At 67.8% G+C, this 23,467-nt stretch carries 19 protein-coding genes, 1 pseudogene and 1 riboswitch; of the genes and pseudogenes, 12 read left to right on the top strand and 8 right to left on the bottom strand.

All coding sequences use genetic code 11. The features are described from left to right. Positions 1 to 46 precede the first annotated feature (46 nt). The 8 genes and pseudogenes from MC45_RS17830 to MC45_RS17795 all read left to right on the top strand — a co-directional run bounded on the left by MC45_RS17830 (position 47) and on the right by MC45_RS17795 (position 9,479). Complete coding sequence (locus MC45_RS17830) at positions 47 to 1,312, top strand: glycosyltransferase family 4 protein (RefSeq protein ID WP_052075855.1); 1,266 nt, start codon at positions 47 to 49, stop codon at positions 1,310 to 1,312. Then, positions 1,312 to 2,409: a KpsE/RkpR family capsule polysaccharide export protein gene (locus MC45_RS17825; RefSeq protein WP_041394059.1), complete on the top strand. Its 1,098-nt coding sequence runs from the start codon at positions 1,312 to 1,314 to the stop codon at positions 2,407 to 2,409. Before MC45_RS17830 ends, MC45_RS17825 begins: the two co-directional genes overlap by 1 nt. After that, positions 2,406 to 3,212, top strand: a complete 807-nt coding sequence (locus tag MC45_RS17820) for an ABC transporter permease (protein WP_041394057.1) — start codon at positions 2,406 to 2,408, stop codon at positions 3,210 to 3,212. Before MC45_RS17825 ends, MC45_RS17820 begins: the two co-directional genes overlap by 4 nt. Then, positions 3,209 to 3,850: pseudogene (locus MC45_RS19660) on the top strand (ABC transporter ATP-binding protein); the annotation flags it as partial. The gene MC45_RS17820 and the pseudogene MC45_RS19660, both read left to right, overlap by 4 nt. Positions 3,851 to 4,596: 746 nt before the next feature. Then, positions 4,597 to 5,889 (top strand): glycosyltransferase family 4 protein, encoded by a 1,293-nt coding sequence (locus MC45_RS17810; RefSeq protein ID WP_179944598.1) that lies wholly within the window; start codon positions 4,597 to 4,599, stop codon positions 5,887 to 5,889. Then, positions 5,889 to 7,052: a polysaccharide biosynthesis/export family protein gene (locus MC45_RS17805; protein ID WP_041394055.1), complete on the top strand. Its 1,164-nt coding sequence runs from the start codon at positions 5,889 to 5,891 to the stop codon at positions 7,050 to 7,052. Before MC45_RS17810 ends, MC45_RS17805 begins: the two co-directional genes overlap by 1 nt. Positions 7,053 to 7,068: 16 nt before the next feature. Then, complete coding sequence (locus MC45_RS17800; protein ID WP_041394053.1) at positions 7,069 to 8,211, top strand: glycosyltransferase family 4 protein; 1,143 nt, start codon at positions 7,069 to 7,071, stop codon at positions 8,209 to 8,211. A 59-nt stretch (positions 8,212 to 8,270) separates the two neighbouring features. After that, a complete protein-coding gene (locus MC45_RS17795) occupies positions 8,271 to 9,479 on the top strand; it encodes a CDP-alcohol phosphatidyltransferase family protein (protein ID WP_041394052.1) in 1,209 nt (402 codons plus the stop codon). Positions 9,480 to 9,496: 17 nt separating this feature from the next. Here MC45_RS17795 and MC45_RS17790 read toward each other — a convergent pair whose 3' ends face one another. The 5 genes from MC45_RS17790 to MC45_RS17770 all read right to left on the bottom strand — a co-directional run bounded on the left by MC45_RS17790 (position 9,497) and on the right by MC45_RS17770 (position 14,540). Next, on the bottom strand, positions 9,497 to 10,369 hold the full coding sequence (locus tag MC45_RS17790; RefSeq protein ID WP_041394050.1) for a glycosyltransferase family 2 protein: 873 nt from the start codon (positions 10,367 to 10,369) through the stop codon (positions 9,497 to 9,499). 37 nt (positions 10,370 to 10,406) lie between these two features. Further along, positions 10,407 to 11,522, bottom strand: coding sequence for a glycosyltransferase family 4 protein (locus MC45_RS17785; RefSeq protein ID WP_041394048.1), 1,116 nt, complete (start codon positions 11,520 to 11,522; stop codon positions 10,407 to 10,409). Between the two features lie 43 nt (positions 11,523 to 11,565). Beyond that, entirely contained in the window at positions 11,566 to 12,168 is a 603-nt protein-coding gene (locus tag MC45_RS17780) for a sugar transferase (RefSeq protein ID WP_245640936.1), read from the bottom strand. A gap of 293 nt (positions 12,169 to 12,461) precedes the next feature. Next, positions 12,462 to 13,592: a glycosyltransferase family 4 protein gene (locus tag MC45_RS17775; RefSeq protein ID WP_041394192.1), complete on the bottom strand. Its 1,131-nt coding sequence runs from the start codon at positions 13,590 to 13,592 to the stop codon at positions 12,462 to 12,464. 69 nt (positions 13,593 to 13,661) lie between these two features. Then, positions 13,662 to 14,540 (bottom strand): glycoside hydrolase family 16 protein, encoded by an 879-nt coding sequence (locus MC45_RS17770; protein ID WP_052075854.1) that lies wholly within the window; start codon positions 14,538 to 14,540, stop codon positions 13,662 to 13,664. Positions 14,541 to 15,047: 507 nt separating this feature from the next. On the opposite strand from MC45_RS17770, the gene MC45_RS17765 reads away from it, so the two are divergent. The 3 genes from MC45_RS17765 (at position 15,048) to galU (ending at position 18,166) form a co-directional block, all read left to right on the top strand. Beyond that, complete coding sequence (locus MC45_RS17765; protein WP_052075853.1) at positions 15,048 to 15,986, top strand: glycosyltransferase family 8 protein; 939 nt, start codon at positions 15,048 to 15,050, stop codon at positions 15,984 to 15,986. Positions 15,987 to 16,249: 263 nt separating this feature from the next. Further along, on the top strand, positions 16,250 to 17,152 hold the full coding sequence (locus MC45_RS18685) for a hypothetical protein (RefSeq protein ID WP_052075852.1): 903 nt from the start codon (positions 16,250 to 16,252) through the stop codon (positions 17,150 to 17,152). A 141-nt stretch (positions 17,153 to 17,293) separates the two neighbouring features. Beyond that, positions 17,294 to 18,166: a UTP--glucose-1-phosphate uridylyltransferase GalU gene (galU, locus tag MC45_RS17755; RefSeq protein ID WP_041394046.1), complete on the top strand. Its 873-nt coding sequence runs from the start codon at positions 17,294 to 17,296 to the stop codon at positions 18,164 to 18,166. A 56-nt stretch (positions 18,167 to 18,222) separates the two neighbouring features. Here the strand turns inward: galU and rfbA are convergent, their stop codons facing one another. The 3 genes from rfbA to MC45_RS17740 all read right to left on the bottom strand — a co-directional run bounded on the left by rfbA (position 18,223) and on the right by MC45_RS17740 (position 21,814). Continuing rightward, positions 18,223 to 19,158 (bottom strand): glucose-1-phosphate thymidylyltransferase RfbA, encoded by a 936-nt coding sequence (gene rfbA / locus MC45_RS17750; protein ID WP_041394044.1) that lies wholly within the window; start codon positions 19,156 to 19,158, stop codon positions 18,223 to 18,225. Then, entirely contained in the window at positions 19,155 to 20,228 is a 1,074-nt protein-coding gene (rfbB, locus tag MC45_RS17745) for a dTDP-glucose 4,6-dehydratase (protein WP_041394043.1), read from the bottom strand. Before rfbB ends, rfbA begins: the two co-directional genes overlap by 4 nt. 170 nt (positions 20,229 to 20,398) lie before the next feature. After that, positions 20,399 to 21,814: an L-serine ammonia-lyase gene (locus MC45_RS17740; protein ID WP_081974594.1), complete on the bottom strand. Its 1,416-nt coding sequence runs from the start codon at positions 21,812 to 21,814 to the stop codon at positions 20,399 to 20,401. Between the two features lie 105 nt (positions 21,815 to 21,919). Then, positions 21,920 to 22,009, bottom strand: a riboswitch (glycine riboswitch). Between the two features lie 351 nt (positions 22,010 to 22,360). Here MC45_RS17740 and MC45_RS17735 point away from each other — a divergent pair. Further along, entirely contained in the window at positions 22,361 to 23,326 is a 966-nt protein-coding gene (locus MC45_RS17735; protein ID WP_052075875.1) for a replication initiator protein A, read from the top strand. Positions 23,327 to 23,467 lie beyond the last annotated feature (141 nt).

Raw genomic sequence — 23,467 nt, 5'->3', positions numbered from 1 at the left:
CGCGACGCCACCAAGGTCGGGACGTGGCGCCTCCGTCTGTCTCAGGATGAATGCGGTCACTCCAGGCTTCCCCAGCGCGGCGACAGGCGAGGCGCTCGTCCTGCTCGACGTGACGCGTCTGGTGGCGCTGCGCTGGACCGGGCGCCCGGCCAACGGGATCGACCGGATCTGCCTTGCCTATCTGCACTATTTCGCGCCGCAGGCCCGCGCGGTGGTGCAGCATCGCGGCGTCATCCGCGTGTTCGGCCGATCGGCGTCGCGCCGGCTGTTCGCGCTGCTGGCCGGCGATCGTCGTCGCGGCATCCGGCATCGGCTGGCGCTGCATCTCGCCGCGGCACTGGCACGGCCGCGTCGGCCCCGTCCGGGCGGCCTCTACCTCAACGTCTCCCATACCGACTATGACCTGCCGGCGCATGTCCGCTGGATCGCGCGCCACGGCCTGCGCGCCGTCTACCTCGTCCACGACCTCATCCCGATCCTGCACCCGGATCACTGCCGCCCCCATGCGGTCAGGCGGCATACGGACCGCGTCGCCGCAGCGCTGCGCCACGGCGCCGGGATCATCGTCGGCAGCGCCGCGGTGGCGCGCGACCTGCACGCGCATGCGGCGCGGCTGCGCCTCCCCTGCCCGCCCGTCGCGCTCGCGCCGCTGGCGGGGGCCGCGCTGCCCTGCGATGCGCCGCCACCGGCCGACGGTGATTATTTCCTGTGCGTCGGCACGATCGAGAGCCGCAAGAACCACGATCTGCTGCGCAGGGTCTGGGACCGCATGCGCGCGACCGCCGGCAGCATGCCGCCACGGCTGGTCATCGTCGGGCGATGGGGCACCGGGGTCGCCGCGCTGCGCGACGCCCTCGCCGCGTCGCAGATGGCCGGCGGCCTGATCGAGATCGTCGAGGATTGCGACGACGCCACGCTCGCCTCGCTGATGCGCGGCGCGCGTGCGGTCCTGATGCCTTCGCTGGCGGAAGGGTTCGGCCTGCCGATGGCCGAGGCGCTGGCGATGGGCGTGCCGGTGATCGCCAGCGACCTGCCGTGTTTCCGCGAGGTCGGCCAGGGCATTCCGTGCCTGCTCGATCCGCACGACGTCGCCGGCTGGGCGGCGCGGATCGTCGCCTTCGATCGCGCCGCGGCGCAGCGACAGCGCCGGATCGATGCGCTGCGCGGCTATTGCCCGCCGAGCTGGGACGATCATTTCGACCAGGTCGCGCCCTGGATGACGGCCCTCGCCCGCCCGGCCGCCGACCTTCGCCCCGGGACCGGCCGTCCGGTGCCCGCCGGCTGTCACATCAATCTGGGAACCGCCAACTAGTGTCGTCCACATTCACGCGCCCGTCGCCGTTGTTCCTCGCGCTGGTGGTGGTGCCGACGGTCCTGGCGACGCTGTACTTCGCGCTGTTCGCCAGCGACGTCTTCGTCTCGGAGGCGCGCTTCGTCGTGCGCAGCCCGAGCAAGGCGGCGGTAACCTCGCTCGGCCAGGTGCTCAGCGGCAGCGGCCTCAGCGGCGCCACCGAGGAAAGCAATGCGGTGGTGGAGTATCTCGAATCGCGCGGCGCGCTGGCCGATGCCGATCGCGACGGTCTGCTGACCCGCGCCTATACCGCGGGGTCGGTGTTCCTGTTCGACCGGTTCGGCGGCCTGCTGCCCGCCAATCGCGAGCGCTTCTTCGATTATTATCTCGGCAAGGTCGAGGTCGAGCCCGACACCACGACGCAGGTCCTCCACCTCAGCGTCAGCGCCTTCGATCCGGTCGCGGCGCGGGCAATCAACGAACGCCTGCTCGAGCGCTCGGAAGCGTTGGTCAACCGCCTCTCCACCCGGGCGCGGTCCGACGCGCTGACCGTCGCCGAAAGCGACGCGCGCGACGCGCAGGAGCGCGCGCGCACCGCCGCGGTGCGGCTCGCCGCCTATCGCAACCGCGCCGGCATCATCGATCCCGAGAAGGAGGCCGAGGCGCGGCTTCAGGGCATCGCCAAGCTCGACGACGAGCTCGTCTCCGCCCGCACCCAGTTGCAGCAGATGGAGGCGTTCACCCCGGCCGCGCCGCAGATCCCCTATCTGCGCACCCAGATCGACGGATTGCAGAAGGAGATCGCGCAGCGCCGCTCGGGGGTCGCCGGCGGTCGCAATTCGCTGTCCGCCGCGGCCGCCCGCTACCAGGTGCTGCAGCTCGACAGCGAACTGGCCGCCAAACAGCTCGCCGCGACGCTGATCTCGTTGCAGGACGCGCATGCCGAGGCCCGCCGCAAGCGCGCCTATGTCGAGCGGATCGCGCCGCCCAGCCTGCCCGATTATCCGATCCGGCCGCGGCGGCTGGGCGGGATTCTGGCGGTGCTGGTGCTCGGCCTGCTCGCCTGGGGCATCCTCACCATCCTGCTCGCCGGCGTGCGCGAGCATCGCGAGGGATGACCCCCGCCGCCCCACTCGCCCGTCCGCCGCTGCGCGACAGCCTGCGGGTCCAGGGCCGCGTCCTCGTCGCGCTGCTGCTGCGCGAGATGCTGACCCGCTATGGCCGGCACAATATCGGCTTCCTGTGGCTGTTCGTCGAACCGATGCTGTTCACGCTCGGCGTCGCCGCCTTGTGGACCGCGGCCAAGGCCTATCACGGCAGCAACCTGCCGATCGTCGCCTTCGCGCTGACCGGCTATTCCAGCGTGCTCCTCTGGCGCAACATGCCGGGCCGCTGCATCGGCGCGCTGTGGAGCAACCTGTCGCTGCTCTACCACCGCAACATCCGCGTGCTCGACATCTATGTCGCACGCATCGCGCTCGAATTCGGCGGGGCGTCGATGTCCTTTGCCGGCTTGAGCGTATTGTTCATCGTGCTCGGCTGGATCGATCCGCCCAAGAACATCCTCGAGGTGGTCGGCGGCTGGCTGCTCATCGCCTGGTTCGGCGCGGCGCTTGCGATCACGCTGGGTGCGCTCAGCCACGAGAGCGAGCTGGTCGACAAGCTCTGGCACCCCGCCTCATATCTGATCTTCCCGTTGTCGGGTTCGGCGTTCCTCGTCGATGCCCTGCCCGCCGCGGCGCAGAAATACGTGCTCTACATCCCGATGGTGCACGGCACCGAGATCGTCCGCGAGGGCTATTTCGGGTCGCGCGTCCACGCCCATTACGACCTCGGCTACGTGCTGCCGTTCTGCCTGGTGCTGACCTTCGTCGCGCTGTTCACCACGCAATGGGTGGCGCGTCGCGTGGTGCCCGAATGATCCGGCTGACCGACGTCCGCAAGGTCTACCACACCCGCTCGGGCGACAATGTCGTGCTCGACGGCGTCGGCTTCGAGCTGGCGATGGGCGAACGGCTCGGCGTGCTGGGGCGCAACGGTGCGGGCAAGTCGACGATGGTCCGCCTCATCAGCGGCGCCGAGCGGCCGACCTCGGGGCGCGTCGAGCGCGGCATGTCGGTGTCGTGGCCGCTCGCCTTCGGCGGGGCGTTCCAGCCGACGCTGTCGGGGATCGACAACATCCGCTTCATCAGCCGCATCTACGCGCAGGATTTCCAGCGCAATCTCGCCTTCGTCGCCGACTTTTCCGAACTCGGCGCCTATCTGCACGAACCGGTGCGCAGCTATTCCTCGGGTATGCGGGCGCGGCTCGCTTTCGCCATCTCGATGATCATCGAATTCGACTGTTTCCTGATCGACGAGATCGGCGCGGTCGGCGACGCGCGCTTCCACGATCGCTGCAACCACGAATTGTTCGGCAAGCGCGGCGATCGCGCGATGGTGCTGATCAGCCACGATCCCGGCTATCTGCGCGACCATTGCAACCGCTTCGCGCTGCTGCACGGCGGCCGGCTCGCGCTGTTCGACGATTTCGACGAGGCGTACGACCGGTTCCGCGAGGCGATCGGCCTCGTCGCCGCGCCGGCGATCGATCGCGCCGCGGCGGTCGACCGCACCGCGCTGATCGAGGTCGAGCAGCATCGCGCGCTCGCCGACGACCGTTTCCGGCTGCTCGTGCGCGAGGGCGACTGGCGCCGCGACGCGCGCGACTGGGCCGCGGCGGAGGAGCGTTATGCCGCCGCGCTCGCGCTCCATCCCTATCAGCGCTCCTATTGGGTGCAGCATGCGCATGTCGCCAAGGAGGGCGGGCATTTCGCGCGTGCCGAGGCCTCGTACCGCACCGCCTGCGCGCTCGGCGAACCCGCCGCGGACGTCGTCGAGCATCTCCGTTTCGTCGTCGCGCAGGGCGGCGCCGAGCCCGCCGCCTGGCCGATTCATCCTTATCGCAAGGGACCGGCGGCTACGCAGGTGCCCGGCCGTCCCGACGTCGATGCGCTGGCCTGGCTGTTGTGGCCCGGCGCGACGGTCGCGGATACCGAGATGGTCGCGCTGCTGCGCCGTTACGCCAGCTGCGACGCGCTCGCCGCGGCGATGATCGCCGATCCGCGCTTCGCCGATGCCGCCGACGCCGCTCCGGATGCGGCCGATACCGACGCCGAGACGATCCGCGTCCTCGTCTTCGCGCATCTCCCCCCGGCCGACGGCGCGACCGTCGTCGCGACGCTGCCGACCGACGCGCCGTTGTGGCCGGCCGCGGCCGCGGCGGGCGCGTTCCGCGACTGGCCCGCCACCCAACGGGCATTCGTATGAAACACGTCCTGATCGACGGCTACAATCTCGGGCTGGAGAAGGGCACCGGCGTCGCCACCTATGCGCGCAACCTCAGTTATGAGGTCGGGCGGCTCGGGCATCGCACCTCGGTGCTCTACGGCCATCAGGGGCTGGCGGCGCGCGAGCCCCTGCTGCGCGAGATCGGCTTCTTCGACAGCGGCACCGCCAAGCGGCAGGGCCGCCTGCGCGACCTTGCCGGCCTGTTGTCGCCGCTGGCCTCGCGCGCCGCGGCGGTGCCGGTGACCGGGCGGGTGGTGACGCGCCAGTTCGGCGCGCGGCTGCCGCATTACGACACGCTCTACAATGCCACCGACGTGTTCCGCCGCGCCAACGGCCGCTTCCACGCCTGGGGGCGGACCACCGCGGTCCGCCTGCCGGTGCAGCCCGACCTCGCGCATTGGACCTATCCCTTGCCGCTGCGCGTCCCGGGCGCGGCCAATCTGTTCACGCTGCACGATCTCGTGCCGCTGCGGCTGCCCTATACGACGCTCGACGACAAACGCCGCTATCTCGCGCTGCTGCGGACGATCGCGCGCACCGCGGACCACCTCGTCACCGTTTCCGAATGCTCGCGCCGCGACATCATCGAGCTGACCGGCATCGCCCCCGAGCGGATCACCAACACCTATCAGGCGGTCGACATCCCCGCCCGCTATCTCGACACGCCGGAAGAGCAGGTCGCGCGCGAGGTCGAGGGTGCGATCGGCGCGGGCTACAAGGACTATTTCCTCTTCTGGGGCTCGATCGAGCCCAAGAAGAACATCGGCCGCATCGTCGAGGCCTATATGGCGAGCGGGCTGACGACGCCGCTCGTCATCGTCGGTGCCCGCGCCTGGCGCGCCGAGGGCGAGTTGCGCCTGCTCGACGCGCTCGCCAACGGCAGGCCCGCCAAGGGCGACGTGCGCCGCGGCCGCATCATCCAGCTTCCCTATGCGCCGTTCGGCCTGCTCGTCAGCCTGATCCGCGGCGCCAAGGCGGCGCTCTTCCCCTCGCTCTACGAAGGGTTCGGCCTGCCGGTGCTCGAGGCGATGCTGCTCGGCACGCCGGTGCTCTGCTCGAACACCTCGTCGCTGCCCGAGGTGGCGGGCGACGCCGCGCTCGCGGTCGATCCCTATGACACCGCCGCGATCGGCGCCGGGCTGCGCGCGCTCGACGCCGATGCCGATCTGCGTGCCGATCTCGCGCGCCGCGGCCTCGTCCAGGCCGCGCTCTTCTCTCCCGACCGTTACCGGGCGCGCCTCGCCGCGCTCTACGAGAGGTTCCTCTGATGCCCATCCCGCCGCGCCTGTCGGCCGCGCTCCTCCTGCTGCTCGCGACCGGCTGTTCGACGATCGGCGGCTCCGGCCCCTCCGCCAAGGCGATCGGCCGGGCCGCCCGTCCCGGCACCGCCGCCGACCGCGGCATCAGCGTCGTGCCGCTCGACGAGGCGACCGCGCGCCGCGCGGCCGCCTTCGCCCGCGCGCAGCGGTTCGCCGACGTGTTCGGCGTGGTTGCGCCGACCAGCACGGTGATCGGCGTCGGCGACGTCCTCGACATCGCGATCTGGGAGGCGCCGCCCGCGGTGCTGTTCGGCGCGACGCCCCCCGGCGCCAATATCGGCAGCGCCATCGCGCAGAGCGCCGGCATCCCGCAACAGGTGGTCGGCGAGGACGGCACGATCACCATCCCGTTCGTCGGCAGCGTCGCGGTGCGCGGATCGACCCCGCAGGCGGTCGCGCGCACGATCGTCGCACGGCTGGCGGGGCGCGCGCACAGCCCGCAGGCGATCGTGCGGCTGGCGCAGAACGACAGTCGCGCGGTGACGGTGATGGGCGAGGTCGGCGCGACCCGCCGCATGCCGCTGACCCCGCGCGGCGAACGCCTGCTCGATGCGCTCGCCGCCTCGGGCGGGTCGCGCCAGCCCGTCGCCAAGACGACCGTCCAGCTCACCCGCGCCGGCCGCACCGCGGCGATGCCGCTCGACGCGATCGTCCGCGATCCGACGCAGAACGTCATGTTGCAGGCCGGCGACGTCATCACCGCGATCTTCCAGCCCTATAGTTTTATCGCGCTGGGGGCGGTCGGCCAGAATGCCGAAGTGCCGTTCGAGGGCGGCGGTATCTCGCTGGCGCAGGCGCTCGGCCGGATCGGCGGGTTGCGCGACGATCGCGCCGACGTGCGCAGCGTCTTCGTCTTCCGCCTCGAACATCCCGAGGTGCTCGATCCCGAGATGGCGCGGACGGCGCGGCGCACCGCCGAGGGGCTGGTGCCGGTCGTCTACCGGCTCGACCTCGGTCAGGGCGCGTCCTTCTTCACCGCGCAGGATTTCGGCATCCGCGACCGCGACGTGCTCTACGTCTCGAACGCGCCGATCGCCGATCTCCAGAAATTCCTCAACATCGTGTCGAGCGCCGCCTTCTCGGTCACCGGCATCAACAACGCGGTGCAATGAGCGCCGCCCCGTGCCGATGCCGACGATCTGTATCGACTGCCGCTATATCGGTCCCCGGCCGAGCGGCATCGCCGAGGTGGTGCGCGGCCTGATCGACCACGTGCCGGCGCTGGCGCCGGACCTGCGCTTCCTGCTGCTGCGCCACCCCGCGCATCGCGGCCGGCTGAGCGACGCGCCCAACGTGGTCGAGCAGCGGGTGTGGCAGGCGGCCAATGGTCCGGCGACGATGTGGTGGCTGCCCGAGGTGGTCGATCTGTCGCAGGTCGACCTGTTCCACGCCACCTTCAACATCATGCCGGCGGGTCTGCCGATGCCCTGCCTCGTGACGATCCACGACATCATGCGGCTGACGCATCCCGCCTGGTGCCGTACCGGCCTGCGCGGCGAGGTGGAGCGGCTCTTCTACGGCCACGGCCTGCGCCGCGCGATCCGCACCGCCGATGCGATCGCGGCGATCAGCACGGCGACCGCGACGCAGCTCGCCGCTTATGATCCGGACGTGGCGGCGCGGACGACGGTGACGCTGTCGGGCGTCTCCGATCATTTCCGGCCGGTCGCACCGGACCCTGCGGCGCTGGCGGCGCTGGGCCTGACACCCGGGCGCCCCTTCGTGCTGACCGTCGGACAGGACGCGCCGTACAAGAACCACGAAGGCGCGATGCGCGGCTTTGCCGCCGCCTTCGCCGACGATCGCGACATCGATCTGGTCATGGTGCAGCGGCGTGGTGCGGGGCGGGTCCGACTCGAGAGCCTGGCGCAGGCGCTCGGTATCGGCGAGCGGGTCCACTTCCTCCCCGTCGTCGGCAGCGATGCGCTGGTGACGCTGTACGGCGCCGCACGGGTGCTGCTGCATCCCTCCTTCGCCGAAGGCTTCGGCAATCCCGTCGCCGAGGCGATGGCGAGCGGCTGCCCGGTCGTCACCAGCATGACCTCGTCGATGCCGGAGGTCGCGGGGGGTGCGGCGCTGCTTGCCGATCCGCACGACATCGGGTCGATCGCCGACCGGCTGCTGGCGGTGGTGCGTTCGCCCGCTCGCGCCGAACGGATGCGGGCCGCCGGCCTGACGCGGGCGCGCGCGCTGCGCTGGCGTAATTTCGCCGCGGCCAATCTGGCGCTCTACCGCCAATTGCTGGCAGACGCCCCGGTCCGGCGCTTTTGACCAAGGTTTTGCTGCCGCCGTTCCGTCAACCCAGCGACGCACCAGCGGGAACGAGCGACTTGCCCCAGATCATCCTTGTCTTTTCGAGTGCGGCGACCGCGGAATATCGCGTTGCCGGCATTCCCGCCGCGGCCCGCGCCGCGCAGGCGATCGCCGGGATCGCGGAGCAGGACGGCATCCGCCGGTGTTCGATCGTCGTCGACGAACCATGGGTGCCCGGCGACGCGCTGCTCGCGGAATGCCGGCGGCTGGCGCCGGATCTCCGGCTCGGTTTCGCGATCGTACCTTCGGACGACGAGAGGCTGACGGTGCGTGGCGAGACGTTCGTCGCGGCATTGGCACAACGACATAGCGGTCCCGGGCGCGAGAACGTGCTCCCGGCGCTGTTCGACGCCTGCGTCAAGGACCGGGTATCGCTGTCGTCCGCGCTCCTGCCGCAGGCGGCGGCCTTCAAGCTGCTCCGCCGCGCGAGCCGCGACGTGCTCGCCGCGACCGGCAAGGGGGGCGACGGCATCGTGTCCCGCTACATCAACCGCCCGATCTCGCGGGCGATCAGTCATCAGTTACTGCGCATCCCGGCCGTCACCCCGTTCCATGCCAGCCTCGGCACCGCCCTGCTGGGTCTGGCGATGGCGTTCGCCCTGTTCCTCGGCGACGGTACCGGGCTGATCCTGGGGGCCTTGCTGTTCCAGGCCGCCTCGATCTTCGACGGCGTCGACGGCGAGATCGCGCGCGCGACCTATCGCACGTCGGAACTCGGCGCGACGCTGGACAGCGTCATCGATGCCTTCACCAACCTGGCGTTCATCACCGGCGTGACCGTCAATGTCGCCATGGCCGGCGACGTGACGAGCGCGGTTGCGGGCGGCATCGCATTGGTCACGCTGGCCGCCGGCCTCCTGCTGATCGGCAGACATGCGAGCGCGATGGGCGAGGCGATGAACTTCGACGTCATCAAACGGCAGCTGCGCAACGGCCGACGTACGTCGCGGCTCACCGAATTCTTCATTCATCTGACGATGCGGGATTTCTTCGCCGCGGCCTGCGCGCTGATGATCGTCGCGGGGTTCACCGACATCTTGCTCATCGCCTTCGCGGTGATCGCTCTGGGCTGGTTTTCGGTAACCGCGCTGGTCCTGTCGAGGCTGAAGCGGACGACGCGGGGCGGCATGACCATGGTCGCGGCGGCACGGCGCGCCGAGCCCTGCGCCCTCGCCCCGGCCAGCCTCGCTTTCCCGCAGAGCGGCACGGCCATCCGCAGCGACTGAGCCGCCGCTCGCCGTTCCTAGAAGTCGAGGATCCGGTCCGGGCGCAGCTTGCCGGTCAGCAGATCCTTCACCGCGCGCCAATTGCCCGCGACGCGGCCCTTGCGATCGACCCACGGCTCGGGGGTGAACGCCTTGACGTGGTTGCTGCCGACGTTGCGCATCATCAGCCACAAGGCGTCGCTTGGCGCCATGGTCCCCTTGCGGATGAGATAGAGCGGGTTGGCGACCTGCGAATAGCCGAGGCGCAGACCCGGGCTGCGACCGCCTTTGACCCCCTGGTGCACCCCGACGAAGCCATGCGTGCGTTCCACGCGGCCGCGGCTGCGCAACCGCCGTGAGAAGTCGACGTCCTCCTGCCAGGCATAGAGCGGCAGCTTCTCGTCGAAGCGGACGTCGCCGATCGCCGCGCAGCGGAACGCCATGTTGCAGCCATAGGTGCCCATGGCCTTGATCAGCGAGGTATCGATCGGCGGGTCCTCGGCATCATAGGCCTCGACCATCGTCGTCGCCGTCTCGTAGTCGACGCCGGCGCTATGGATGCCGTCGGCAAGCAGCTGCCCGCTGGTGCCGACCAGATCGGGATGCGCCGTGAACACCGCGGCGATCCCCTCGATGCAGCGCCGGCTCGGCACGTAATCGTCGTCGAAGAAGGCGACCACGTCGGGCGCGCTGGTCAGCGCATCGAGCCCCGAGTTGCGCTGGTGGCACGAGCCCTTCGGCCCGCGCAGCACCTTGACCGACGGATCGGCGAAGCCCGCCGGAAGGTCGGCGTCCGAGGCGATCGAGAAGATGATCTCGCTCGGCGTCAGCGTCTGGCGGCGGGCATGGTCGACCCAGCGGGCGAGCTCGACCGGGCGGCCGACGCTGGCGATGACGATGGCGACCTTCATCGGGCGCTCCTTGACTGGCCAAACAGGGTGTGCGGGCTCATGCGCGCTGCCCCGGCAGGCAGCGGCGCAGCGCGTCGACCAGCAGGTCGCCGGCGCGCGCCCAGGTGAAGGTGGCGGCCTGCGCCGCGCCGGCCTCGCTCATCCGCGCGCGCAACGCGGGATCGTCGCGCAGGCTGCGGATCTGCGTCCGCCATGCGTCGGGCTGGTCGGGGTCGGCGTAGAGCGCCCCCTCCCCGCAGGCTTCGGGCAGCGCGCCGCACGGCGCGACGACCGCCGGGGTACCGAGGATCATCGCCTCGAGCGGCGGCAGGCCGAAGCCCTCGGTCGTCGAAGGCATCGCGAAACACAAAGCGGTCTCGAGCAGGCCGCGCAGCTCGCCGTCGTCGATCATGCCGGTGAACAGCACGTCGTCGGGCAGGAAGGGATAGGCCGCGCGCATCTCGTCGGCGCTCGCCTTGCCGAGCAGCACCAGCCGGACGTCGCCCATCGCGCCGTCGGCGAAGGCACGCAGCAGCACCGCGATGTTCTTGTGCGGCTGCGTCGTCGCCAGCGCGACGACATAGCGGCGCTCGGTAAGCCCGAGGCGGCGGACGGCGCCGGCATCGCTGGCGAAGCCGAGGATATGGTCGACGCCGTTGGGGATCACGGTGATCCTGTCGGCGCGCGCGACCTTGTGGTCGACGAGCTGCTGCTTGGAGAAATGCGAGACGGTCAGGATCTGCAGGTTGCGGCGGCCGAGCCGCGGCAGCAGGAAGCGATACCAGCGCACGAAGGCGGACGAATAGGATTGCGGCGCGGTATAGACCTGCGCGTCGTGGATCATCGTGATGCCGCGCGCCGCGGCGAGCGGCCCGACGTTGGAGAGCGACAGGATGACGTCCCCCCTCCCCTGCCGCGGCAGCGTGAATTGTTCCCAGATCTGGCCGCCGCGACGACCGGCCTGATGCACCGGCAGGCTCGCGATCGTCGCCGCGGCATCGCCGCGCGGCGCCTCGACCTGCACCCCGGCGGGGAACAGGCGCAGCAGCTCGTCGCGGCGCGCGCCCAATTGGTGGAGCAAGGCGGTGGCGACGCGCTGGACGCCGGTCGGCCGGGCATAGAGGAACCGCCCGTTGACGAGCAGCCGCCCCGCCCCCGCGGGTCCGCCGGTCATGTCCTTGCGCAATCCGTTCCCCCTTCTCGCGTCCGTCGCGGCTCTAGCGGCTGCCCTTGGCCGCCAGCACCGCAGGCACCGTCATCATCATGATCTTGATATTGAGCCCGAGCGAACGATGCTTCGAATAAGCGACGTCGAGCGCGACGCGGCGCCGGTAGGTCGTGTCGCTGCGCCCGCTGACCTGCCACAGGCCGGTGATGCCCGGCCGCACCCGGCAATAATCCTGGAAGCGGCGGCCGTAGCGGACCACTTCGGCGTTCACGATCGGCCGCGGTCCGACGATGCTCATCGTGCCGTTGATCAGGTTGAAGAACTGCGGCAGCTCGTCGAGGCTGCTCTTGCGCAGGAAGCGGCCGAGCGGGGTGATGCGCGGGTCGTTGCGCAACTTGTGGTCGCGCGCCCATTCGGCGCGCGCGGCGGGATCGTTGGCGAGCAATTGCTCGAGCCGGTCGGTCGCGTCGACCACCATGGTGCGGAACTTGAGGCAGCGGAATTCGCGCCCGTTCCGCCCGATCCGCGGCTGCGCGAAGATCAGCGGTCCGGGATCGCTAGCATAGATCGCGATCGCCAGACCGATCAGCAAAGGAGCGAAGACGATGATGGCGATGATGCCAACGACGAGATCGAGCATGCGCAGGATCATCTCATTAACATGATTTTCGGATGGGCGATCGGACACGCGCGGTTCACCGCCCCTTTCCTGGGTTAGATACATAACGACAACCCCTTCACCAGCCCAATCGCACCGCGCCCGTTGCGGTAAGGTTAATACCGCCGAAATAATTCGCGCGCCACTCGGCATCATGGCCGGTTTTGCCGGCGCTACATCATACCATCCTGATAACGGTAGATAATTCCATCACAAGTGTGCCCAGATCGGCACAGATGGCCGATGCGGCCTGTCTCATGTCGGGAAACGCGCGGTCCGGTGCCCGATCATGCGACCGCCGCTTGCCGACGCCCGGCAGGCGATCGCGTCTCACCGACAAGTGATTGGGAAATTTCGACATGGCGGCGTGCGAAGGCGTAGGAGCTGAGCCCGTCCGGCCCCATCCGGTGCTGCGCGGCGACCGCCTGGGCGTAGCGCTTCTCGGAGTCCGACAAGAGCCCGTCGATCGCCTGTTCGAGCCCGTCGACATCGCCGCTGGCATAATAAGTCACCGCATCTGCATCGAAATAATCGCGCAGCCCGCCGACGTCGCTGGCGATCGCGGCGACGCCGTTGAGCGCCGCCTCCTGCAGGACGGTGATCCCCGAGGCATGGGCGTTGGGCGACAGCGGCACGATCGCGATCGTCGCCTGACGATACAGCGCCTTGAGGTCGTCGTTATTGTCGACCCCGGCGATCTCGACGTTGGCGATCCCCTCGGCGAGCGCCGCGGGACATTTGGTCGAGACGATGCGCAGCCGCCAGTCGGGATGGCGCGCCACCGCCTGGATCAGCGTCGGCCAGTCGCGATGCACGTCGTTGCCGACCGCTATGATCCGCTGCGGATCGCCCGCCTGACCGCGCACGGGCGGCGTCTGCTCGCTCGCGTTGATCCCGAACAGCACCAATTCGCTCGGCCGGTCGGCGAGGCGCTGGCGCGCCATCTCGAGATTTTCCTGCGAATGGAAAGTGAGCATGTCGGCACTGCGCATCAGCCGGCGGTAATAGGCACGGCGCAGACCCGACAACCGGTCCCAGCCATCCATCAGCCAGACGCTCTGCGCGAGCAGCTTGGGCCGTTCCGCCGGCGTGAGCCGCTGCAGCGCAAACACTTGGCTAACCGCGAGATGCTGCGATTCGGTGTGCGTCCAGACGACATCGGCCGCGCGCATCGCCCGGCGGTTGCGCCAGGCGTGCAGGACATCGAAGCCGAGCACGGCGCGCAGCCCGAGCCGCACCAGCCGGCCCAATCGGCCTTCGGGATGATCGACCGACTTGGTCATCGCCTCGACCATCGGCATGGCATGGCGATAGCCATAAGGGTCGCGTTCGTTGACGCCGATCAGCTCACCGCTGTCGAACCTGCGACCCCACCGATCCTCGCCGAAGCCATAGGCCAGGTGGACATGAACCTTCATGATCATCGTCCTATCTCAATCTCTTGGCAGCGAGCTTACCATCGCGACATTGCAAATCACTGACGGGGCTCACGGGCGGGGGCGTTTGACGTAGGCGCGCACGTAATCGACCGTCATCGCGCGATCGTCGGGCATCTTGTCGATCGGCCAGCCGCCACCCGCGCCCAGGTTGAGGAGCAGCATCTTGGGTTTCAGATACTCGGGGGCCGACGCAAAACAGGCGACCGAGCGGCCATCGAGGAAGACGTTGATCGCATCCTTCTCGACGCTGACGCCATAGCGATGCATCCCCGTGGTCAGCGAATCCGGCGGTACCCGCACCACCTTGGGGCCCTGGTCGCGGCTCTTGCCGTCGGTCCACAGATGCGTGGTGGCGAGGAAGGTGGCGGGATCGCGGCCGTAATGTTCGAGCACGTCGATCTCCGGCGTCGTCTCGCCCTTCTTGCCGAGCGAGCCGAGCCAGAACGCCGGCCAGACGCCGTCGCCCTTGGGCAGGATCGCGCGCATCTCGAAATAGCCGGTGCGCTGCAGGAAGCCGCGGCCCTGTGCGTCGCTCGACGACAACAGTCCCGAATGCCATCTGCCCTGCGCATCGCGCTTCATGTGGATGGTCAGCAGACCGTCGCGGACCGAGAAGGGAAAGCCCGGCTGCGGGTCGACGAAGGTCGAGGAGCCGAAATCGCCGTTCCACGGCGTATGCGCGGTCCAGCGCGTGCCCGGGCCGCGCGCGGAGACGTCGAGCGTGTCGAACGGTTCGTCGAAGGTCTGGCGATACTGGCGCAGATCGATCGTCGCGGCGCATCGGGGCAGCGGCGTACAGGCGGCGGTGGTGGCCAGCGTCAGGGCCGCGCAGCCGGTCATGCCGGCCGACAGCAGGCGGCTGCGCTCGGCGTGCGTGCGGACCGAACGCGTGCGGTCGATGCGGGTCCTGGGCAGGAATGGGATCATGGCCACCTTTGCCTTCCATCGTTGGGGAGCAGCGTGCCGGCCCTTTGCGGGCCATCGCCGGGTCTCTTGCCCGGCTGGCAACCTCGATACGCCGCATCGTCGTCACGGTCGGCGCCACCGTCCGGTGCGCCGCGCGTCTACGCACCACCGCGCCAGTCGATCCGACGGTTAACGCAGCGGTCAGACTTTCTTTAAGCCAGTCCGCGGTCCGGCGCTACCCATCGCGCCCCGCGTCCGATTTTGGCACAGGAGAATTGACCTATCCGCTATCTCCCGCCGGCCGCGGAAAATAATACGCCAATATGATGGCTCGATGAGCCACGTCGTTCCCTTCCCTCCCTTACCGCGGGTCGCGACATCCGTTATGCCGGTTGCACTGAGGGAGGAGGCTAGCGTCTTGAGTGACTGCGAAAAATGTCACCAGCGGCGCGGCACGGACATCGGTTCCACGAACGTATTGACGGCGGTCGGTCGTCCGTCACACAGAGTGGCCGCAAAGGAATTTACGTGACTGTCAATTCTTCCCCGCCGCGATCGTGCATTTGCTACATAGCGAACCAGGGGTATCTGTTCCAATCGCTGGTCAGCGCAATACAGGCGCGGCAGTTTTCGCCGGCGCATTGGGACGTCATCGTCTACGATCTGACCCGCGAACCGGGTGAGGAAAGCCGCCGCATCGCGCATGTCTGCGCCGCCAAGGGGATCGCGTATCGCTGGGAGGATCCGGCCTTCCTCGGCGATCTGCACATCATGAACGCGCGCCTGTTCCTCGATCAGCTGCTGCCGGCCGACTATGCGGAGATCCTCTATCTCGACGGCGATACGCAGGTCGTCGGCGACCTGACCCCGCTGCTCGACTTCCAGCCGCAGGACGGCGGGTTGTGCGCGGTGCGCGACCCGATGATCTATCTCAGCGGTATTGCCCGGCTGCGCGGCGATTTCGAGGACGAGATCACCGCATTCGGCGAGAATTACGTCAACAGCGGCGTGTTCCGGGTCAACCGGGCGAGCTGGGCGGCGATCTCGCGCGAGGCGCTGGCGCAGATCGGTGCGGCGTCGAGCGCGCTGCACTTCGAGGATCAGACGATCATCAACCGGGTCACCGACGGCCGCCGCGATTACGCCTCGATCCGGTGGAATTTCCCGGGGTTCGTGCTCGGTTACGGCATCGACACCATCGCCCCCCCGGCGATCGTCCATTTCATGTCCAATCCACGCCCATGGCAGGGCGCTTATGCGCCGTGGGGACGGTCGTGGCACAAGCCCTATCTCGCCATCGCCCGCGAGTTCCCCGAGATCAGAGAATATTGTGCGGCGCTAGATCTGCGCCGGCGCGCCGCCTACAAAGTCAAGCAGATCGCCAAATCCTATCTCGAACGGCGGCTGTGGAACGAGCCTGAGTTGCTGGATCATATCCGCCGGCTGGAATTGCAGGCCGCGGTCTGATCGCCGCACCGGCAAGACGATGCGGCCATGGCGAAGACGCGACTGTTCAGCAATCATATCACACAATTCGCCGTGCAGTGTGGCAATGCGGCCATCGTCCCGCCGGAATGCTTAAGTGGGACGGTTGGCATGCGTCAGGATGCTGGATTGATACGATGAAATGCGCTACCCGACGCCGATAAAGCGCCCGACCCCGGCGGAATTGCCGCGACGTACGCCCTGCGGAGACACGGGAGCATCATGCATTCCAGGACTGCCCATTGATGCTTGGCCCGGCAAATTCGAAAAATCTGGTCATCACGCGGGCGGGACCGAAAAGTCTGCACGAGCGCTGGCTCGCGCCGGCCTCCGCGCGCGACTTCGATCTGCTCGTCGCCTCCTTCGATCCCAACAGCCGCCCGCTCGACGCGGCGGGCACGTTCCACCGCTTCATCCCCGGCACCAAGGTCCAGGGCTGGCGTGCGACGCTGTCCGACAACAGCGATTTCATTGCCCAATATGACTATGTCGCGCTGATCGACGACGACATCGACACCGATGCCGACAGTCTCAGCCGGCTGTTCGCGCTCGGCGCGGCGGAGGGGTTCACGATCTTCCAGCCGAGCCTGACCTGGGACAGCTATTTCACCTACGCCGGCACCGCGCGCAATCCGTCCTTCACCTTCCGGGAGGTGAATTACATCGAGATGATGGCGCCGTTTTTCGCGGCGCGTGCGCTGCGTGAGGTCGCGCCGCTGTTCGACTACGGCTGGGAAAGCGGCATCGACCTCGTCTGGGGCAGCGCGCTGCCGCCCGAGGACCGCCGCTTCGCGATCGTCGACGCCATCCCGATCCGCCACACCCGCCCGGTCGGCGCGCTGAAGGAGGCGAACGGCTTCATCAACCGCGGCTATGAATCGGATATCGACGCGGCGCTGGGCCATTTCACGATGCCCTGGCCGAGCCTGGTCGCTACCTCGGGCGTGACCGCTGCGGGACAAAGGGTCGGCCGCTGGGGGCTTGCCTGGCGCGTTCTGGCGCTGCTCACTTTGCCCTTCCGGACGCCGACGCCAAGGGCGTTCCGCCGCACCTTCGACCATATCCGCCATCAATGGATGCGTCGCCCGGCCTATGCCGAGGAGGTCCGCGGCCTGCTCGCGCACGATGCCGCCGGCCGGCTGCGCTGAACCGGCATCCCGCCTGCGCCGGGTCGCGACCGATCCGGTACGAATGGGTGGATGACTGTATTTCTTCTGTCTTCATAACATTCTAGACCCCCGGGCGACGGGTGGTCTCGACCGCCTCCACAGCAATCGATGGGACCAGTCATGACGATCAAGCGCGTACGCAAAGCGGTGTTTCCGGTAGCCGGGCTCGGCACGCGGTTCCTTCCCGCGACCAAGGCGATGCCCAAGGAGATGCTGACCGTCGTCGACAAGCCGCTGATCCAATATGCGGTCGAGGAAGCGCTCGAGGCGGGGATCGAGCAGATCATCTTCGTCACCGGCCGCGGCAAGGGCGCGCTCGAGGACCATTTCGACATTTCCTACGAGCTCGAGGACACGATGCGCGCGCGCGGCAAGTCGCTCAGCGTCATCGAGGGCATCCGCCAGAAGCCGGGCTCGCCGGTCTACGTCCGCCAGCAGGAGCCGCTCGGCCTCGGCCATGCGGTATGGTGCGCGCGCGAGATCGTCGGCGACGAGCCGTTCGCGGTGCTGCTCCCCGACGAGCTGATGGTCGGCAAGCCCGGCTTCATCGCGCAGATGGTCGAGGCCTATAATCAGGTCGGTGGCAATATCGTCGGTGCGCTCGAGGTCGCCGACAGCGAGACCGACAAATACGGCATCATCTCGCCCGGCGCGATCGATGGCCGCCTCACCGAGGTCAAGGCGCTGGTCGAGAAGCCCAAGCAGGGCAGCGCGCCGTCCAACCTGATGATCCCCGGCCGCTACATCCTCCAGCCCGAGGTGATGCGCATCCTTGAGAGCCAGGAAAAGGGAGCGGGCGGCGAAATCCAGCTCACCGACGCGATGGCGCAGCTGATCGGCCAGCAGCCGTTCCACGGCTTCACCTTCGACGGCGAGCGCTACGATTGCGGCGACAAGGCGGGCTATATCCAGGCCAATCTCGCCCTCGCCCTCGCCCGCGCCGACATCGGTCCGAGCGTCCGCAGCTTCGCCGAGGGGCTGCTCGCCAAGTAAGATGCTCGACAGGCCGACGTGTAGACATGTCGGCCTGTCGATCAGTATCTTCCGGCTTAGCCTCTGCGCCTGTCATCAGCGCGGCGTTCGCCAAACGGTAGCGGTGCGTACGCTTCCTCTTCGATCGCCGTCAGGATCGCGCGACCATAGGCTGTTTTGGCAAGCGCCCTGCCCTGTTCCGCGGCTGCCTCGGCCGTGATGAATCCTTGCAGGAAAGCGATCTCCTCCAAGCAGGCGATCTGGATACCCTGGCGATGCTGAATGGTGCGGACGAATTCGGCCGCCTCCAGCAGGCTGTCGTGGGTGCCGGTGTCGAGCCAGGCGAAGCCTCTGCCCATCGGTTCGACATGGAGCGTGCCGGCCTCCATATAGCGACGCGCCAGATCGGTGATTTCCAGCTCCCCGCGTGGTGAAGGGGTTAGGCCGACGGTATGATCGCAAACCTGGGCATCAAAGACGTAAAGCCCGGTGATCGCATGGTTGGAGCGCGGGCGTTCCGGCTTCTCCTCGATGGAAACAGCGCGACCGTCCGCGTCGAAGGCGATGACGCCGTAACGTTGGGGATCCTCCACTCGATACGAAAAGATCGTCGCACCGCCCTTGCCTGCCTCCGCACGGGCGACCGCGCGCCGCAGCATTGGTCCCAAGCCATTGCCGAAGAAGATATTGTCGCCAAGAATCAGTGTAACCGGCTCGCCCGCAATCCACTCGCGGCCAATGGTAAACGCCTGAGGCAGGCCTTCGGGACGTTGCTGCTCGGCATAAGCAATCTGTAGGCCAAGCCGAGATCCATCACCGAACAGTGTTCGATAATGCGATAGATATTCGGGACTCGAGATGATCAAAACCTCGCGGATGCCCGCGAGCATCAGCGCAGATAGCGGGTAATAGATCATTGGCTTATCGTAGACCGGCAGCAACTGCTTGTTGACGACCAACGTTGCAGGATGGAGCCGCGTGCCGGTGCCGCCGGCGAGAATAATGCCCTTCATGCCGAACGCTCCATTTGTCCATTCAGCCCGCGTCGCACGTCTGCCGCTTGCCTATCGACCAGTGGCTGCCACCAAGCTGCGTTGTCGAGATACCAGCGGATCGTCATTTCCAGGCCGCTTTCGAAACTCTCCTGTGGCACCCAGCCCAGTTCGGCACGGATGCGGGTAGCGTCGATCGCATAGCGCTGATCGTGACCCGGACGATCGGCAACGAAGCCGATCTGTTCGGCGTAGGAGCCCCCCTTCTCGCGCGGCCGCAGTCGATCAAGCGTCGCACAGAGTGTTTCGACCACGTCGATATTCCGTCGCTCGGCGCTGCCGCCGATATTGTAGCGGCGCCCCGGGACGCCACGTTCGAACACCGCTTGCAATGCGCGGACGTGATCCTCGACGAACAGCCAATCGCGCACGTTCTCGCCGCGCCCGTAGACAGGCAAGGCCTCTCCCGCCATGGCCTTGACGATCATCAACGGGATCATCTTTTCGGGAAAATGATAGGGGCCGTAGTTGTTCGAGCAATTGGTGACGAGCACCGGCAGGTCATACGTATGGCCCCAGGCACTGACCAGATGATCGGATGCCGCCTTTGACGCCGAATAGGGCGAGCGCGGATCATAGGGCGTCTCTTCGGTGAATGCACCGGTAGGCCCCAACGAACCGAACACCTCGTCGGTCGAAATGTGATGGAAGCGGAAGGCTGCCCGATCGGTTTGTGAGAGGCCCTGCCAATAGGCACGCGCCGCGGTAAGCATCGTGAAGGTGCCGACGACGTTGGTCTGTACGAAGGCGCCAGGGCCATCGATCGATCGGTCGACATGGCTCTCGGCGGCCAGATGGGTGATCACGTCCGGGCGGAAGTCGTGGATCGCGGCGCCGACGGCCGCCGCATCGCACACGTCGGCATGGACGAAACGATAGCGGGGATCGTCGGCGATCGGTGCGAGGGCGGTCAGCGTACCGGCATAGGTCAGCGCGTCGAGGTTCAGCACCTCGTGCCCGGTGCTGCGGATCAGGTGGCGGACCAACGCCGAGCCGATGAAGCCGGCTCCCCCGGTGACGAGAATACGCATGGCTTGTGCCTAGCTGCAAAGAGTTAACAGGCACATCTAGGCTACGACATGTCGCCGTGTCGACATGTCGGATTGCATAGGGATCGACGATTAGGTTTGTCGATGTGCATTCCGCTCAAGTCATGCCACGCTTGGATATAGGGCTGTCGACACGCCGACACCCCGACACGTCAACATTCTACCACGTTGACGGCGAGGCCGCCGAGGCTCGTCTCCTTGTATTTCGAGCGCATGTCCTCGCCGGTCTGGCGCATCGTCTCGATCACCGCGTCGAGGCTGACGACGTGGCTGCCGTCGCCGCGCAGCGCGAGATAGGCGGCGTTGATCGCCTTCACCGCGCCCATCGTGTTGCGCTCGATGCACGGGATTTGCACCAGCCCGCCAATCGGGTCGCAGGTGAGGCCGAGATTGTGCTCCATGCCGATCTCGGCGGCATTCTCGATCTGGCGGTTGCTGCCGCCGAGCACCGCGGCGAGCGCGCCCGCCGCCATCGAACAGGCGACCCCCACCTCCCCCTGGCACCCCATTTCGGCGGCCGAGATCGACGCGCGCTTCTTGTAGAGCATGCCGATCGCCGCGGCGGTAAGCAGGAAACGGCGCGCGCCCTCGTCGTCGGCGCCCTCGATCAGCGTCTCGTAGAAGCGCAGCACCGCGGGCAGCACGCCGGCCGCACCGTTGGTCGGCGCGGTGACCACCCGGCCGCCGGCGGCATTCTCTTCGTTGACCGCGAGCGCCCACAGGCTGACCCATTCGAACACCTCGGCGGGGTTGCGACCGGGGGTGTCGCCGGTGAGGCCCTGCTGGATCGCGCGGGCGCGGCGCCGCACCTTGAGGCCGCCGGGCAATATGCCCTCCTGCGCGATGCCGCGGTCAATGCACGCGCTCATCGCGGCGCGGACCGCGTCGAGGAAGGCGTCGGTCTCCGTGGGGCTGCGCCACGCCTCCTCATTGGCGCGGACGAGCTCGGCGATCGACAGGCCGGTGGCATCGCCGAGCACGAGCAGATCGGCGCCCGAGCCGAACGGATGACGCACCGCGACGTTGCCCGCGGCGAGCCGTTCGCCCTTGCGCAGGATCGCGCCGCCCCCGATCGAGAAATAGGTCTCGGCATAGGTCGCGCCGTCGGCATAGCGGGCGGTGAAGGTCATGCCGTTGGGATGTTCGGGCAGAAAGTCGCGCGGGTGGAAGACGACGTCGTCGGGCGTGAAGGCGATAGCGTGGCGGCCAGCGAGGGTCAGCCGCCGGTTGCCGCGGATATCGGCGAGGATCGCCGGCGCGGCATCGGGATCGAGCCGCTCGGGCTCCCAGCCGGCGAGGCCGAGGATGGTCGCGGTGTCGGTGGCATGGCCGCGCCCGGTGAGCGCGAGACTGCCGTAGAGGTCGCAGGTGACGCCGACCGGAGCCCCCTGCCCTATCCCCTGCCCCGCGCCCTGTCCGAGCGCGCGCTGCCCGAAGTCGAAGGCGGCGCGCATCGGACCGACGGTATGCGAGCTCGACGGGCCGATGCCGATCGTGAACAATTCGGCGACGCTGATCGGGCGATCGAGGTTGCGGTCGAGCGGCGCGGTGACGGGATCGGTGTGCATGCGGTCCTTCCGCCGGTCGCTGCCGGCCTGCATGCCCCATCTGTCCCTTGCGCCTGAGATCATTATCCCGTCGGCGGGCACCGGCTGGCGCCACTCTCCAGATGTCGTCGTCGATCGGTCCTTCTGCCTGAGAGTTTCCGGGGCGGTTGCTCCTTCGGCGCCGGGGCCAGCCCGGTCTCTCCCTGATCGACGTCGCGGACGGTATCATCGCCCCGCCACCGGTCAAGGGCACCGCACGCGCCCGTTCCATCTTGTCGAGCTATCGACATGTCGACAGATCGACCTCGTGGCGTCTGGCCCCGCAAAGATTTGAAGGACTTGGCAGTGCAAGGTCGAGGCATAGACATGTCGACAATCAGACGCGTCGTACGGCGCATGCTGGGCGCGGCGCCTGCTCCTGCCGGAGCCAGCCATGGGCCGGCGAGACCCGCTGCTCGTCCCTCATTTCCTACTCGAAAGCACGAATGGGACGGCGTCCAAGCCCATTTTCCCTCGGGAATCCCGTGTGGGGTGCCAAAAGTTCGTGCTTTCGAGTAGGAAATGAACATGGCCCGTTCCCCTGCCCCGACCCGCCCGTCCGCCAGCGCCGGTACCGTGCCGCACCGCGACCTGTTCACGCTCGACAGCCCGCTGCACGGCGAGATCCGCGGCGAGCGGTCGCTGATGGCCTTTCCCTTCTTCGCGCTGTCCAAGAACGCCTGGATGAAGCCGCTGACCTACGATCACGCCACCGTGTCGATCGAGGTGCGCCCCTCGGCGAGCGGCGTCGCGACGATCTACGACAAGGAGATCGTGCTCTATATCGCCAGCCTGATGGCGGCGAAGCTCGAGGCGGGCGAGCATGTCGAGCAGGATTTCATCTTCACCGCGCATGATCTGTTCTCGGTCACCGGCTCCAACCATAGCGCGCGCTCCTACGGCCGGCTGTCGGAGGCGCTGGAACGGCTGCAGGGTACGCAGATCAAGACCAACATCGAAGCGGGCGGGGAGGGGGAGGAGGGCTTCTTCTCATGGCTCTCCGAAGCAAAACTCCATTATTCCAAGACGAAGAGCGGTGAGCGCCGGCTGAAGGCGGTCAAGGTGCGGCTGTGCGACTGGCTGTTCCGCGCGATCCTGCTCGATCGCCACGTGCTCGATTATGCCGCCGCTTACTTCCAGCTCGGGCCGATCGAGCGGCGCATCTACGAGGTGGCGCGCTCGACCTGCGAGGAGGGCGGGCTCGATCTCGATCTCGCCACCTTCCGCCTGCAGATCGGCTATCAAAACCCGCTGTCGAACTTCAAGGCGGCGCTCAAGCAGATCGTCGCGACCGACGGCATCCCCGATTACCATCTCGAACTGGTCGAGAGCGAGGCGGCCGAGGAGGAGGGCGCCGCCCCGCGCCGCGGCCGCAAGGCGCCGCAGAATCGGGTGGTGATCACGCCGCGGCCGCAGCCGGGGCAGGCGGTGCTGAGCGAGCATCGCACCATCGTCGAATCGGCCGCGGCAGAGGGAACCAATCCGGCCGGGTGATTCGCCGGCGGATACGAATTGTTACTCGAAAGCACGAATGAATGCGGTGCATTCCTACTCGAAAGCACGAATGGCAGCGCGCCATTGTTACTCGAAAGCACGAATAGAAACGTCTATTCTACTCGAAAGCACGAACTTTTT

It is taken from the genome of Sphingomonas taxi (assembly GCF_000764535.1).
Classification (GTDB): Bacteria; Pseudomonadota; Alphaproteobacteria; order Sphingomonadales; family Sphingomonadaceae; genus Sphingomonas; species Sphingomonas taxi.
This window is presented reverse-complemented; position numbering and strand designations above follow the sequence as displayed.

Coding starts and splice junctions, on each gene's coding strand:
- MC45_RS17830 (WP_052075855.1), top strand. CDS start 47: ATGAATGCGGTCACTCCAGGCTTCCCCAGCGCGGCGACAGGCGAGGCG.
- MC45_RS17820 (WP_041394057.1), top strand. CDS start 2,406: ATGACCCCCGCCGCCCCACTCGCCCGTCCGCCGCTGCGCGACAGCCTG.
- MC45_RS17810 (WP_179944598.1), top strand. CDS start 4,597: ATGAAACACGTCCTGATCGACGGCTACAATCTCGGGCTGGAGAAGGGC.
- MC45_RS17805 (WP_041394055.1), top strand. CDS start 5,889: ATGCCCATCCCGCCGCGCCTGTCGGCCGCGCTCCTCCTGCTGCTCGCG.
- MC45_RS17800 (WP_041394053.1), top strand. CDS start 7,069: ATGCCGACGATCTGTATCGACTGCCGCTATATCGGTCCCCGGCCGAGC.
- MC45_RS17790 (WP_041394050.1), bottom strand. CDS start 10,369: ATGAAGGTCGCCATCGTCATCGCCAGCGTCGGCCGCCCGGTCGAGCTC.
- MC45_RS17785 (WP_041394048.1), bottom strand. CDS start 11,522: ATGACCGGCGGACCCGCGGGGGCGGGGCGGCTGCTCGTCAACGGGCGG.
- MC45_RS17780 (WP_245640936.1), bottom strand. CDS start 12,168: ATGATCCTGCGCATGCTCGATCTCGTCGTTGGCATCATCGCCATCATC.
- MC45_RS17775 (WP_041394192.1), bottom strand. CDS start 13,592: ATGAAGGTTCATGTCCACCTGGCCTATGGCTTCGGCGAGGATCGGTGG.
- MC45_RS17770 (WP_052075854.1), bottom strand. CDS start 14,540: ATGATCCCATTCCTGCCCAGGACCCGCATCGACCGCACGCGTTCGGTC.
- MC45_RS18685 (WP_052075852.1), top strand. CDS start 16,250: ATGCTTGGCCCGGCAAATTCGAAAAATCTGGTCATCACGCGGGCGGGA.
- galU (WP_041394046.1), top strand. CDS start 17,294: ATGACGATCAAGCGCGTACGCAAAGCGGTGTTTCCGGTAGCCGGGCTC.
- rfbA (WP_041394044.1), bottom strand. CDS start 19,158: ATGAAGGGCATTATTCTCGCCGGCGGCACCGGCACGCGGCTCCATCCT.
- rfbB (WP_041394043.1), bottom strand. CDS start 20,228: ATGCGTATTCTCGTCACCGGGGGAGCCGGCTTCATCGGCTCGGCGTTG.
- MC45_RS17740 (WP_081974594.1), bottom strand. CDS start 21,814: ATGCACACCGATCCCGTCACCGCGCCGCTCGACCGCAACCTCGATCGC.
- MC45_RS17735 (WP_052075875.1), top strand. CDS start 22,361: ATGGCCCGTTCCCCTGCCCCGACCCGCCCGTCCGCCAGCGCCGGTACC.